At 68.9% G+C, this 12,477-nt stretch carries 11 protein-coding genes; 8 read left to right on the top strand and 3 right to left on the bottom strand.

Features of this window, described 5'->3' with window-relative positions; all coding sequences use genetic code 11:
- The first annotated feature begins 61 nt into the window (after positions 1-61).
- A complete protein-coding gene (locus tag ACSC1W_RS04410) occupies positions 62-550 on the top strand; it encodes a dCTP deaminase/dUTPase family protein (protein WP_435345650.1) in 489 nt (162 codons plus the stop codon).
- A gap of 9 nt (positions 551-559) precedes the next feature.
- Here ACSC1W_RS04410 and ACSC1W_RS04405 read toward each other — a convergent pair whose 3' ends face one another.
- Positions 560-1,366, bottom strand: coding sequence for a BtpA/SgcQ family protein (locus ACSC1W_RS04405; protein WP_435345649.1), 807 nt, complete (start codon positions 1,364-1,366; stop codon positions 560-562).
- Between the two features lie 102 nt (positions 1,367-1,468).
- On the opposite strand from ACSC1W_RS04405, the gene ACSC1W_RS04400 reads away from it, so the two are divergent.
- Both ACSC1W_RS04400 and ACSC1W_RS04395 read left to right on the top strand, forming a co-directional pair.
- Complete coding sequence (locus ACSC1W_RS04400) at positions 1,469-2,551, top strand: NADH:flavin oxidoreductase/NADH oxidase (protein ID WP_435345648.1); 1,083 nt, start codon at positions 1,469-1,471, stop codon at positions 2,549-2,551.
- 220 nt (positions 2,552-2,771) lie between these two features.
- Positions 2,772-4,436 (top strand): acetate--CoA ligase, encoded by a 1,665-nt coding sequence (locus ACSC1W_RS04395; protein WP_435345647.1) that lies wholly within the window; start codon positions 2,772-2,774, stop codon positions 4,434-4,436.
- 33 nt (positions 4,437-4,469) lie between these two features.
- Here the strand turns inward: ACSC1W_RS04395 and ACSC1W_RS04390 are convergent, their stop codons facing one another.
- Positions 4,470-5,027 (bottom strand): thioredoxin family protein, encoded by a 558-nt coding sequence (locus ACSC1W_RS04390; protein ID WP_435345646.1) that lies wholly within the window; start codon positions 5,025-5,027, stop codon positions 4,470-4,472.
- Positions 5,028-5,138: 111 nt separating this feature from the next.
- Between ACSC1W_RS04390 and ACSC1W_RS04385 the strand changes: the two genes are divergently transcribed.
- The 3 genes from ACSC1W_RS04385 (at position 5,139) to ACSC1W_RS04375 (ending at position 7,906) form a co-directional block, all read left to right on the top strand.
- Entirely contained in the window at positions 5,139-6,143 is a 1,005-nt protein-coding gene (locus ACSC1W_RS04385; RefSeq protein WP_435345645.1) for a hypothetical protein, read from the top strand.
- Between the two features lie 111 nt (positions 6,144-6,254).
- Complete coding sequence (locus tag ACSC1W_RS04380) at positions 6,255-6,743, top strand: Lrp/AsnC family transcriptional regulator (protein ID WP_435345644.1); 489 nt, start codon at positions 6,255-6,257, stop codon at positions 6,741-6,743.
- A gap of 2 nt (positions 6,744-6,745) precedes the next feature.
- Positions 6,746-7,906: a pyridoxal phosphate-dependent aminotransferase gene (locus ACSC1W_RS04375; protein ID WP_435345643.1), complete on the top strand. Its 1,161-nt coding sequence runs from the start codon at positions 6,746-6,748 to the stop codon at positions 7,904-7,906.
- Between the two features lie 6 nt (positions 7,907-7,912).
- On the opposite strand, the gene ACSC1W_RS04370 is transcribed toward ACSC1W_RS04375, so the two are convergent.
- The gene (locus tag ACSC1W_RS04370) at positions 7,913-9,061 is read right to left on the bottom strand and encodes an NAD(P)/FAD-dependent oxidoreductase (RefSeq protein ID WP_435345642.1); all 1,149 of its coding nucleotides are present in this window, start codon (positions 9,059-9,061) and stop codon (positions 7,913-7,915) included.
- 111 nt (positions 9,062-9,172) lie between these two features.
- On the opposite strand from ACSC1W_RS04370, the gene ACSC1W_RS04365 reads away from it, so the two are divergent.
- Both ACSC1W_RS04365 and ACSC1W_RS04360 read left to right on the top strand, forming a co-directional pair.
- Positions 9,173-10,405, top strand: coding sequence for a GNAT family N-acetyltransferase (locus ACSC1W_RS04365; RefSeq protein WP_435345641.1), 1,233 nt, complete (start codon positions 9,173-9,175; stop codon positions 10,403-10,405).
- A gap of 206 nt (positions 10,406-10,611) precedes the next feature.
- Positions 10,612-12,477: a PAS domain-containing sensor histidine kinase gene (locus ACSC1W_RS04360; RefSeq protein WP_435345640.1), complete on the top strand. Its 1,866-nt coding sequence runs from the start codon at positions 10,612-10,614 to the stop codon at positions 12,475-12,477.

The following is a 12,477-nucleotide window of genomic DNA, read 5'->3' as shown; positions in this document are numbered from 1 at the left end:
CGGTTCGACGCCACGCCGGACCGTGGCTGATTTTTTCACGGTGGGGGTGCAACCCCCGGGCATGCAGGAGGTACTCGACCGCGTGGACAACCTCGTCCACCCGGAGACGCAGGTCCGCGAGCACGGCATCGACCTGACCGTCGGCGCGATCCACGAGGTCGCCGAACCGGGTCGCATCGACTTCGGCGGCGGGGAACTCGCCGAGGCGGACCTCGAACCCCACGAACTGACGCGACGGCACCCCGACGACGAGTACCAGTGGTGGCACCTGGACGCGGGGACGTACGTCGCCCAGTACAACGAGTTGCTCACGGGCGACGAGCACGCGCGACTCCTCCTCCAGCCACGGAACAAACTGCTGGCCCGCGGTGCCTCTCACCCGACGGTGACGGTTGGCGGCCACCTGCCCCTGATCCCGCTGACTGTCGGCGGTGCGGGCATCGAGATAAAGGAGAACGCCCGGATCTCGACCGTCGTTCCCGTCGCGGCGGGCCCGGGTATCGGCGAGTTCGGCGACCGCGACGCACCGGTCGACGACGTCGTCGAGTAGCCGCGTCGGTTACTCCCGCGCCGCCTCGACGACCGCCCGGACCCGCTCTTCGTCCACTGGATTCGTCGTCCGACCGTCCGTCTTCAGGTCGGTCCCGACGATGACGCCGTCGGCGACCGTGAGCGTCTCGGCGACCGTCTCCCGGGTGACGCCGCTCCCGACGAACAGGGGCGTGTCCGGCGCGACCGACTCGATGGCCTCGCGGGCCTCCTCGAGGACGCTCCGGTCGGTCGGGTCGCCCGTCCCCGCGCCCGAAACGACGATTCCATCCGCGAGGCCGCGCTCGACGGCGTCGCCCACCTCCTCGCGGAGTGGCCGCTCGGCCAGCGGTGCGGCGTGCTTGACGCCGACGTCTGCGAGTACCGCCACGTCGGCGTCGAGGCGGTCGCGCAGGCGCATCGTCTCGTGGGCGTTGCCCTGGAGGAGCCCCTGGTCGGTGACCGTCGCGCCGGTGTGGACGTTCACGCGGACGAAGTCGGCCCCCGTGGCGGCGGCGACCGAGAGCGCTGCAACCGCGTCGTTCCGGAGGACGTTGACGCCGACCGGCACCGACGCCGATTCGACGAGTTCGCGGCCGTAGACTGCCATGTCCGCGACGACGTGCTTCGGCACGTCCTGGGGGTAGAACGGTGCGTCGCCGAAGTTCTCGACCACGATGCCGTCGACGCCGCCGGCTTCGAGCGCGCTGGCGTCGGCTTGAATCCGCTCTCCGATGGCCGACCGGTCGCCGTCGAACCGTGGGGCACCGGGAAGCGGCGGGAGGTGAACCATCCCGACCACCGGTGCGTCGGTGTCGAAGGTCGCTCGCAGGTTCATGGGTCCTCGTTCTGTCCCGAACGCGATAAGTCCGGCTCTTCCGAACCGGCAAGGCCGACGCCATCCGGTGGGATTAGGCCCCGCGACCGTCTACGACCGTCGATGAGCGACCTCTTCGCCTCGCTGGAGCTGCGGGGGACGACCGTACCGAACCGGGTGATGGTCTCGCCGATGTGCCAGTACTCCTGTGACACCGACGGGCTGGCGACGGACTGGCACCAGCAACACCTCGGGAGTCGGGCCGTCGGCGGGGCGGGCATCGTGATGACGGAGGCGACGGCCGTCTCCCCGACGGGTCGCATCTCTCCGCAGGACCTCGGCCTGTGGAGCGAGAGCCACGCCGACGCGCTCGCGCCCATCGCCGACTTCGTCGCCGAGCAGGGGTCTGTTCCGGCGGTGCAACTCGCTCACGCCGGGCACAAGGGGTCGAAGACCCCGCCGTGGGACGGGTCGACGTCCGTCTCTCCCGACGACGACGGCTGGGTCGCACCCTCACCCTCGGCCGAGGCCTACCCCTACGACGACGAGAAACCCGTGGAGACGATGTCGACGGCGGCGGTCGAGGCGCTGGCCGGCGACTTCCAGTCGGCCGCGGCGTACGCGCTGGAGGCTGGGTTCGAGATCGCCGAGGTCCACGCCGCCCACGGCTACCTGCTCCACGAGTTCCTCTCCCCGGTGACGAACCGCCGCGAGGACAGGTACGGCGGCGACTTCGAGTCCCGGAGCCGGGTCGTCCGCGAGGTCACCGCCGCCGTGCGGGAGACCTGGCCCGACGACAAGCCGGTGTTCGTCCGCGTGTCCGCGACCGACTGGCTCCCCGACCGGGACTCCTGGACCGTCGACGACACCGTCAGACTCGCAGGCGACCTCCACGACCTCGGCGTCGACCTCGTCGACGTGTCGGCGGGCGGACTCCACCCCGACCAGCAGATCCGGAACCCGGGACCCGGCTACCAGGTCCCGTTCGCCGAGCGGGTCAACGAGGGGAGCGCCGCACGGGTCGGTGCCGTCGGGGGCATCACCGCCCCGGAGCAAGCCGACGAACTGATACGGAACGACCGCGCAGACCTGGCGATAATCGGGCGCGAGCACCTCCGCGACCCGTACTTCACGCTCCACGCCGCAAGGGAACTCGGCCGCGAGGACGCGGTGGAGTGGCCCATCCAGTACCGGCGGGCGGTCTGACCGGACCGAACGCCCCGCGAGAGGACGCCGACCTGTCACGTCGAAGCCGTCGGTTGTCACTTCGTCGGACCGTCTACCGAGGCCACGTCCGACGTGCATTCCGAGCCCAGAACCGCCGTACTGGCCGGCGAACACGTCGGGTTCTGCCGAGGGTCCCGGACCACCACTGGTGTGGTATATCACGGCAAACGTCATACTCCTGCCCAATGAAGTGTACGGTATGCCATCGGCCAACCACAACCTCGTCGACTACGACGCACTGTGCCAGGAATTCTCGTGGGACGACGTCTACGCCGAGGCGGACTGGGACGCCCCCGGTCGGTTGAACATCGGCCACGAGGTGTGTGACCGGCACGCGGACGACCGTTCCCGGGTCGCGCTCTACTACGTCGGGACGGACGGCGAGACGGAGACGGTCCCGTTCTGGGAACTGCGCGACCGGTCGAACCGGTTCGCCAACGTCGTCGCCGACCTCGTCGACCAGGGCGACCGCGTGTTCTCCTACATGCCAAGGGTCCCGGAGCACTACGTCGCACTCGTCGGGACGCTGAAAGCCGGCGCAGTCTGGGGGAGCGTCAACGAGCGCTTCGGCCCCGACGGCATCGCCTACCGCCTCGACGACTGCGACGCGAAGGTCGTCGTCACGACGGCGGACAACCGCGAGACGGTCGCCAGCGCCGTCGAGGACGTGCCGTCGGTCGAGCACGTCGTCGTGCTCTCGTCGGACGGCCGGGGACTCCGGCAGGGGGACATCAGCTTCCGGGCGGCCGTCGAAGAGGCCAGCCGTGAGTTCGACGCCGTCGAGACCAGTGGCGAGGACGACGCCCTGCTCTACTACACCAGCGGGACGACGGGGCTGGCGAAGGGCGTCCAGCACAAGCACCGGTGGGTCGCCGGCGTCGCCGCCACCCAGCGCTACGCCGTCGACCTCCAGCCGGGCGACCTCTACTGGTCGACCGCCGACCTCGGCTGGCTCACCGGCCCCATCAACACGCTCGGGGCGTGGTTCTGGGGGGCGAGCCTGTTCACCTACGAGGGGGAGTTCGACCCCGCGACGTGGGCGGACCTGCTCGACGAGTACCCCATCTCGGTGCTGTTCTCGGTGCCGACGGCCTACCGGATGCTCCGGGCCAACGAGGAGGTGCTCGACGACGTGTCGCTCGACCTTCGTCACGCCCTCTCCATCGGCGAACCGCTCTCAGGGGGCGTCGTGGAGTGGGCCGAGGACCGACTGGGCGTCACCGTCCACGACACCTACGGCCAGACCGAGACGGGCAACATGATCATCAACAACTACCCGACGATGGCGGTCCGGCCCGGTAGCATGGGCAAGCCCCTGCCCGGCATCGAGGCCGCCGTCGTCGACCCCGAGACGGGCGAGGAACTCGACCCCGGCGAGACCGGCGAGATCGCCCAGCGCGGCGACTACCCCTGCTTCTTCGCTGGCTACTGGCAGAAGCCCGAGGAGACGGAGGACTGCTTCGTGAACGACTGGTACCTCTCCGGTGACCTCGCCCACGTCGACGAGGACGGCTACTTCTGGTTCGAGGGCCGGGCCGACGACGTCATCCTCTCGTCGGGCTACCGCATCGGTCCCTTCGAGGTCGAGTCGAGCCTCGGCGAGCACCCGGCCGTCGCCGAGGCCGCCGTCGTCCCGAAGCCCCACCCGGAGCGTGGGAACATCGTGAAGGCCTACGTCGTGTTGACCGACGACTACGAGCCGTCGGACCAGCTCGCGGAGGAGATCAAAGAGCACGTGCGGACCGAACTGTCGGCCCACGAGTACCCCCGGGAGATAGCGTTCGTCGAGGACCTCCCGAAGACGGTGACCGGGAAGATCCGCCGGACCGAACTCAGGGACCGGACCGAGGACCCGACCGGGTGACCCGTCGCGCCTGCGGCGGTCGTCGACCCGGGTCTACTTCCACTTGATGGAACAGCCCTGCGAGGGCTTCCACTCGAGGTCGACGTCCTCGCCGGCGAGCATCGCGTCGATGGCCTCGCGGATCTGGAACCGCGTCGGTTCGTCCTCGGGGTTGAGCGCGTCGTCCAGTCGGCCCTGGTACACCAGTCGGAACTCGTCGTCGACGCGCTGGAACAGGAACGGGTCGGGAGTGCAGACGGCGCCGTACGCCCGGGCGACGTCCTGGGACTCGTCGCGCAGGTAGGCGTCGTACTGCACCTTGCCCTCGTCCACGTACTCCCGCATCGCCTCGAAGGAGTCGTCGGGGTACTCCTCGTCGTCGTTGGGGTTGATGCCGACGACGGCGACGTCGTCGTACTCGTCGGCGAGTTCGTTCAGCAGGTCGAACTTCGCCTTCGCGTAGGGGCAGTGGTTGCAGGTGAAGACGACGAGCAGTCCCTCGTACCCGGCGAACGAGGAGAGCGAGTACGTCTCGCCGTCGGTCCCGGGGAGGTCGAAGTCGGCAGCGACGTCGCCGCGTTCCATCTCCGAGTCGGATTCGAGTCGAACCATGTCCGACACTCGTCGTCCCGGTCGCTTGTCGGTTTCGCTCGTGGACGACCTGCTCGCACCTGGTGGACCGAGGCGTCCACGTTTATTACCCAGCGGACCAATGATGGACGTATGCCAGAACTGACTGTCTCGGGGGACCAGAAGGCGTTCGTCGAGGAACTGCGCGACGTGATGCAGGCCGAGTTTCGCTACGCCTACGTGAGAGAGCGAGACGCCTTACAGTACCTCATCGACAACTTCGAAGACGACAAACTGGACATCGACGTGGACGTCGCTGCTCCGACGACGACGGACGACGGGGGGACCGAGGCGCAGATGGCCGACGACGAGGAGGAAGTCGCGGAGACGCCTATCGAAGCCGACGGCGAAGTCGCGGAGACGCCAGTCGAAGCCAGCGAAGTCGCGGAGACGCCAGTCGAAGCCAGCGAAGTCGCGGAGACGCCAGTCGAAGCCGGCGAAGTCGCGGAGACGCCCGTCGAAGTCGACGAGGAACTCGAAGAACCCGCCGCCGAAGCCGACGACGAAGTCACGGAGACGCCCATCGAAGTCGACGAGGAACTCGAAGAACCCGCCGCCGAAGCCGACGACGAAGTCACGAAGACGTCGATCGAAGTGGACGACGAAGGCACTGGGACGCCCATCGAGGTCGACGACGAAGTCGAAGAACCCGACACCGAAGCCGACGACGAAGTTCCGGAGACGCCCGTCGAAGCCGACGACGAAGTCGAAGAACCCGACACCGAAGCCGACGACGGCGAGGTGACCGGGACGAACGCGGCCGACGACCAGGTCCCGGCGATGCCCATCGGAGCAGCCGCCGCCGGAGGGGCAGAGATGCAGACGCCCGGCGACGACGAGGTCGCGGCGACGTCCGTCGGAGCCCCCGACGGCGGCGGGACGACGGTCGTATCGAGCAGTGGCGGCGCGACCGTGTCGGCCTCGGGGAGTGACGACGACCGACTGAGCGCCATGATGAACCTGCTCGACACGCACGAGGACAAGTGGCGGAAGGCGTCGAAGGGAGACGCCCGGTACGAGGTCGACATGCCGGACGGCACCACGGAGTACGTCCAGACCAAGGACGACGTCCGGGCGCACCTGTTCAAGAACTACTGACCCGGCCCCGTCCGCCCCGGTCGTGAACCCGGGCAGGGGTCGAACGCGTCGGTCGCGGCGAACGGAGACGCGGAAGAAACGCTTTTTGCCCAGTCACCGCCTCGTCATAGTATGACGGCACGGGACGACCTGCTCGACCTGCTGTTGGACGACGCCCGCCACACGACGGCGGACCTCGCACGTATGACCGACCTGAGCGAGGAGGAGGTCGACGCAGAGGTCGCAGCACTCGAGGCCGACGGCGTCATCAAGGGCTACCAGGCCATCGTCGACTGGGACAGGACCGACCGCGAGGTCGTCCGCGCGACGGTCGAACTCAACGTGACCCTCGACCGCGAGACCAGTTACCGCGACATCGCAGAGCGCCTCGCACGTTTCCCGAAGGTGAAGACGCTCCGACTCGTCAGCGGCGACTACGACTTCCTCATGGAGGTCGAGGGCGAGTCGATGCACGACGTCTCCATCTTCATCAGCGAGAAGGTCGCACCCGTACCCGAGGTTACCCAGACGGTGACCCACTACGTCATGACGACGTACAAGGACCGTGGCGTCGTCCTCGACGACGGCGACGACGACGACAGACTCTCGGTGTCACCCTGACCATGGGGCTCGATATCTCAGAGCGCGTGCGAAGCGTGCCACCGTCGGGCATCCGCAAGTTCTTCGAACTCGCCGAGGAGCGCGACGACGTCATCTCGCTGGGCGTCGGGGAACCGGACTTCTCCGCACCCTGGGCCGCCCGCGACGCCGCCATCGACTCCCTGGAGCGCGGCCGGACCAGTTACACCGCGAACCGGGGGATGCGAGAACTCCGGGCGGAGATATCCCGGCACGTCGCACGTCGGTACGACCAGCAGTACGACCCCGTCGAGGAGGTGCTCGTGACGACCGGCGTGAGCGAGGGCGTCGACGTGGCGCTCCGGGCGCTCGTCGACCCCGGCGACACCGTCGCCGTCGTCGAACCGGCGTACATCTCCTACGTGCCGGGCGTCACCTTCGCCGGCGGCGAACCGCTCCGCGTGCCCACCCGCGAGGCCGACGAGTTCAAACTCACGTACGAGGCGCTGGAGCGCGCCGGCGCGGCCGACGCCGACCTGCTGATGCTGTGCTATCCGAACAACCCGACGGGGGCGGTCATGACCGAGGCGGACCTCGAACCCGTCGCGGAGTTCTGCCGGGAGCACGACCTCGCGGTCGTCTCGGACGAGATTTACGCCGACCTCCAGTACGAGAACGACCACACCTCCATCGCGACGCTGCCGGGGATGCGCGAGCGAACCGTCGTGTTCAACGGCTTCTCGAAGGCGTACGCGATGACCGGCCTGCGACTGGGCTACGTGATGGCTCCCGCTGAGGTCGTCGCCGCGATGAACCGCATCCACCAGTACGTGATGCTGTCGGCCCCGACGACCGCACAGCACGCCGCACTGGAGGCGCTTCGCTCCTGTGACGACGAGGTCGAGGAGATGGTCGACGAGTACGACCGCCGGCGCCGGTTCGTCCTCTCCCGGTTCGACGAGATGGGCATCGACTGCTTCCGCGCTAGAGGCGCGTTCTACGTCTTCCCCGAGGTTCCGACCGACCAGACGGCCGACAAGTTCGCCGAGGCACTGCTGACGGAACAGGGCGTCGCGCTCGTCCCCGGAGACGCCTTCGGCCCCGGCGGGGCGGGCCACCTGCGCGTCTCCTACGCGACGGGGCTGGACGACCTCCGCGAGGCGCTGAACCGGTTCGAGGCGTACGTACGGGACTACGAGGCCTGACCCCGTCTACGCCACGTTCTGCTCGTCGACGAGGTCGCCCTCCTCGAACCGGTCGCTGCGAAGTCGCGAGACGTCCACGAGCGACGCCGCCCCGTCACAGACCAGTTCGGAGACGATTCGCCCGACTGCCGGCGCGTGCTGGAAGCCGTGGCCCGAGAACCCGATGGCGTTCACGAAGCCCGGAACCGTCTCCTCGACGATGGGATGGTGGTCCGGCGTCACGGCGTACAGTCCGGCCCAGCCACGCTTGATGCGCGTCTCCGGTCCGAAGTAGCCGGCACAGTCGCTGGCGCGTTCGACCGCCTCGACCATCCAGTCCATGTCCGCGCGCCCGGAGAAGTCGTCCGGGTCGACGTCGGGGTCGGTCTCGGCGAAGTGTCCACCGACGATGGCGCTCCCCTCCCGCTCCGGTCGGAAGTACGAGCCAGTGTCGAGGTCGATTGTCAGCGGAATCTCGTCGGGCACCGGCACCTCGGGGTCCACGACGGCGACCTGGCGGCGACGGGGCGCGACCGGCAGGTCCAGGCCTGCCATCTCCGCGACGTGCCCGGCCCACGGCCCGGCGGCGTTCACGACGAAGTCTGCGTCGAGTCGCCCGTCGTCCGTCTCGACGCCGACGACGGCTCCCTCGTCCCGTCGGATAGCGGTGACGCCGGTGTGGGTCCGCACGTCGACGCCACCCTCGGCCGCCGCCTGCGAGAACCCCTGCAGGGCGAGGTGCGGGTCGGCGAACCCGTCGTCCGGGCAGTAGGTCGCCGACAGGAACCGGTCGGCGTGCAGTTCCGGACAGACCGCCTTCGCCTCCGTCGGCGTGAGCAGGCGCGCGTCGACGCCCTCCCCTCGCTGCATCGCGACGTTCGCCTCGAACCCCTCGGCCGTCCCGTCGTCACGGGCCAGGAAGAGGTATCCCGCCCGGCGGTACTCGATGTCGACGCCGAACTGTTCCTCGAACGACTCCCAGACCCGGACGCTCTCCCGGGAGAGCTGGACGTTCACCCGCGTGGAGAACTGGTGCCGGATGCCCCCGGCAGACCGCTCGGTGCTCCCGCTCCCGATGCTCCCGCGCTCGCAGACCACCACGTCGATACCCCGTTCGGCGAGGTAGTACGCGCTCGCCAGTCCGACGATTCCCCCACCGACAACGACGACGTTCATAACCGTTCAACTCCGTGTGGGGTGGTAAACGTTCGTTCTGGCGACCCCGGCCACGTCACTCGATGGCACACCGGGCCAACGTTCTTGGTCCAGCGAGTCGGCCGGTGTACCATGGTCGACTATCGCCCGCTGACGGACGACGAGGCGGCGACGTTCCACGAGTTCGTCTCCTACGCCTTCCGACCCCAGGCGGGCCCCGAGGGGCTGGAGTACGACCCCGAGGAGGACGATTCCGAACGGAACCGACTCGGGGCGCGACGGGGGGTGTTCGACGGCGACGAACCGCTCGCGGTGTGCCAGCACTACTGGTTCGAGACCACCCTCCGTGGCGAGACGGTCGAGATGCCGGGGCTGTCGGCGGTGGCGTCGCCACCGGAGCACCGACGCGGCGGCAACGTCCGACGGATGCTCGCGGCCTCCCTGGAGGAGTACCGCGACCGGGACGCACCCATCTGTGCGCTCTGGCCGTTCGAGTACGGCTTCTACCGCCAGTACGGCTGGGACACCTGCAACCGGTGGACGAGACTCTCGTGCTCGCCCGAGACGCTCTCGTTCGCCGCCGAGGCTGCGGACGAGGCTGGGGAACGTCGGACGGGGGACCGGGAAGACGCTGCGGGTAGATGGCGTCGCCTCGACGCCGACGACTGGGACCGCGTCGACGCCGTCTACCGCGCCGAGTTCGCCGCCACGGACCTCGCGGTCCACCGCGACGAGGACTGGTGGCGATACCGGCGATTCGAGGGCTGGGAGGACGACCCCTTCGTCTACGGCTGGTTCGTCGGCGACGAACTCCGCGCCTACATCGTCTACGAGGTAGAAGACGGCGACGACGGGCGGGAGTTGCAGGTCTGGGAGTCCGGTGCGCTGGACTTCGAGGCGTACCTCCGGTGTCTGGACTTCTGTCACGACCACGACTCGCAGGTCGGCTCCGTCACGCTCCACGAGGACGCGGACCCGCTCCTGCTGGACGTCGCCGACGCACCCGACGACGTGGAGGCCGAACTCGAGACGGGGCCGATGGTCCGGGTGGTCGACGTGGTCGACGCGCTGGAGGCGGTGCCGTACCCCGGCGTGGACGAGGCGCGGGTCGTCCTCGACGTCTCCGATCCGATGGCCGACTGGAACGACGGCCGGTTCGAACTCGCCGTCGCCGACGGTCGGGCGACCTGCGGACCGACCGACGCCGACCCGGACGTGACCCTCGACGTGGCCGCGCTCTCCCAGCTGGTCGTCGGCTATCGGCCCGTCTCGCACCTGCAGCGGACCGGCCGCATCGACGGCGGCGCCGGGACGCTGTCGGCGCTGTTCCCGCCACGGGAGCCGCTGCTCTGGGACTTCTTCTGAGAAGTGCCCCGGGCGTCGGCCGGTCGCACGTCGACGCCCAACGGAAACGGACGGCCACGTGTCCACGTCGTACCTCCGGTCGGGGTGGGGAAGACTGGACTGGCCACGAAAGGTAAGTATGGGTATTCCGTACTCACTGGCAGTCGACTAGCTATGCACGCGCTACCTCCGTCGCTGCCCGCGCTCTCTCCGACGGTGGTCCTCGCGTGACCGACCGCACCGGGGCGACCGACCTCTCGGTCCCCATCCTCGACCGGGTCGAGGACGCCTTCTTCGCGCTGGACACCGACTGGCGATTCACGTACATCAACGACCGCGCCGAGTCCATGCTCAAGCGCTCGCGCCGCCGACTGGTGGGGCGGGTGATGTGGGACGAGTTCCCCGAGACGGTCGAGACGCAGTTCCCCGAGGGCTTTCACCGGGCGATGGAGACCCAGGAACCCGTCTCCTTCGAGGTGTATCACCATCCACTCGACACGTGGTTCGAGGCCCGGGCGTACCCCTCGTACACCGGGTTGTCGGTGTACCTGCGGGACATCACGGACCGGAAGAGCCGGGAGAACGAACTCGCCCAGCACGCCCGCGTCGTGGAGGCGGTCCACGACGGCGTGCTCACCATCGACGACGACAACCGCATCGCCAGCGTGAACGAGGCCATCGAGGAGACCCTCGGTGCAACCCGCGAGGCGGTCGTCGGGGAACCCATCCGGCGCCTCCCGGAACTCGCGTCCCTCGACTCGCAGGGCGCGATGGCCATCGGCGAGGCGATGGGGAAGCTACAGGCCGGCGATACGGCCCACCAGCGCTTCGAACTGACCTTCGTCGACGCCGAGGGCGACGAGCGCATCGGCGAGATGCGGATGGTACCGCTGGGGCAGGGCCAGGCGAGCGTCGCCGGCGTCCTCCGCGACGTGACCGAACAGCGCGAGTACGAACGGACCGTCGACTCGCTCCACGAGGTCACCCGGTGGCTGTTCCAGGCGGAGGACGCCGCCGAGATCTGTTCTGTCGCCGTCCACGCCGCGAGCGAACTGCTCGACCTGCCACTCACCGGCGTCTGGTTGCTGGACGACGAACGCGGCGTCCTCGACCCGACCGCCGCGACGATGGGCGCACACTCCGAACTCGGTGGACTCCCGCAGTTCTACGAGGGCGAGGGACTCGTCTGGGACGTCTACCGCGACGGCGAACCGACGGTGTTCGACGACCTCCACCAGGAGGCGGATCGCTACAACGAGAACTCGCCGCTCCGGTCGGAGATCATCGTCCCGATCGGGACGCACGGCGTGCTGATGACGGGGTCGACGGTCGTCGACGGCTTCGACGACACCGACGTCGAACTCGTCTCCCTGCTGGCCTCGAACACGGAGGCCGCCCTCGACCGTGCCGACCGCGAGAAGATGCTCCAGGACCGCAACAAGTCGCTCGCTCGACAGTCGGAACGGCTCCGCGCAGTCGCCGACATCCTCTCGGAGGACCTCCAGGAGCACCTCGACAGCGTGGCGACGGAGGTCGAGACGGGCGACGAGGAGGCGGCCGACGTCACCGAGACGCTGACCCGGGCCGAGGAACTCGTCGACGACGTCCTGGAGTTCGCCCGCGACCAGACGGCGATGGGGTCGCGCTCCTCCGTCGACTTCGAGGGGGCGCTCTCGGACGCCCTCGACGCCTCCATCGCCGAGGACATGACCGTCTACCTGGAGTTCGAGGCCCGCGTCCGCGCCGAGCGCGACCGCTTCGTCCACATGCTCGAGACGGTGTTCAACGACGTCACGACCCGCGCCGACGACGCCAGTGCCACCGTTCGCATCGGCCTCGTCGAGGACGACGCGACCAGTCGACCCACCGGGTTCTACATCCTCGACGACGCCGAGGCCATCCCGGAGACGCAGTTCGACCGCGTCTTCGAACCGGCGACGACGAGCGGGGGCGAGAAGTCGGGGCTCGGTCTCGCCGTCGCCCGCGAGATAGCCGAGGCCCACGGCTGGTCGGTCGACGTGTCGACCGGCCAGGCCGGCGGGACGCAGTTCTCGATAACCGGGATGGTCACGTTCGAGGTCGTGCGGGCCTGA

This window comes from Haloarchaeobius marinus (assembly GCF_051207415.1).
Taxonomy (GTDB): Archaea; Halobacteriota; Halobacteria; order Halobacteriales; family Natrialbaceae; genus Haloarchaeobius.
Note: the sequence above shows the minus strand (reverse complement) of the source record. Positions and strands in the feature narration are given on the sequence as shown.

Coding starts and splice junctions, on each gene's coding strand:
- ACSC1W_RS04410 (WP_435345650.1), top strand. CDS start 62: ATGCAGGAGGTACTCGACCGCGTGGACAACCTCGTCCACCCGGAGACG.
- ACSC1W_RS04405 (WP_435345649.1), bottom strand. CDS start 1,366: ATGAACCTGCGAGCGACCTTCGACACCGACGCACCGGTGGTCGGGATG.
- ACSC1W_RS04400 (WP_435345648.1), top strand. CDS start 1,469: ATGAGCGACCTCTTCGCCTCGCTGGAGCTGCGGGGGACGACCGTACCG.
- ACSC1W_RS04395 (WP_435345647.1), top strand. CDS start 2,772: ATGCCATCGGCCAACCACAACCTCGTCGACTACGACGCACTGTGCCAG.
- ACSC1W_RS04390 (WP_435345646.1), bottom strand. CDS start 5,027: ATGGTTCGACTCGAATCCGACTCGGAGATGGAACGCGGCGACGTCGCT.
- ACSC1W_RS04385 (WP_435345645.1), top strand. CDS start 5,139: ATGCCAGAACTGACTGTCTCGGGGGACCAGAAGGCGTTCGTCGAGGAA.
- ACSC1W_RS04380 (WP_435345644.1), top strand. CDS start 6,255: ATGACGGCACGGGACGACCTGCTCGACCTGCTGTTGGACGACGCCCGC.
- ACSC1W_RS04375 (WP_435345643.1), top strand. CDS start 6,746: ATGGGGCTCGATATCTCAGAGCGCGTGCGAAGCGTGCCACCGTCGGGC.
- ACSC1W_RS04370 (WP_435345642.1), bottom strand. CDS start 9,061: ATGAACGTCGTCGTTGTCGGTGGGGGAATCGTCGGACTGGCGAGCGCG.
- ACSC1W_RS04365 (WP_435345641.1), top strand. CDS start 9,173: ATGGTCGACTATCGCCCGCTGACGGACGACGAGGCGGCGACGTTCCAC.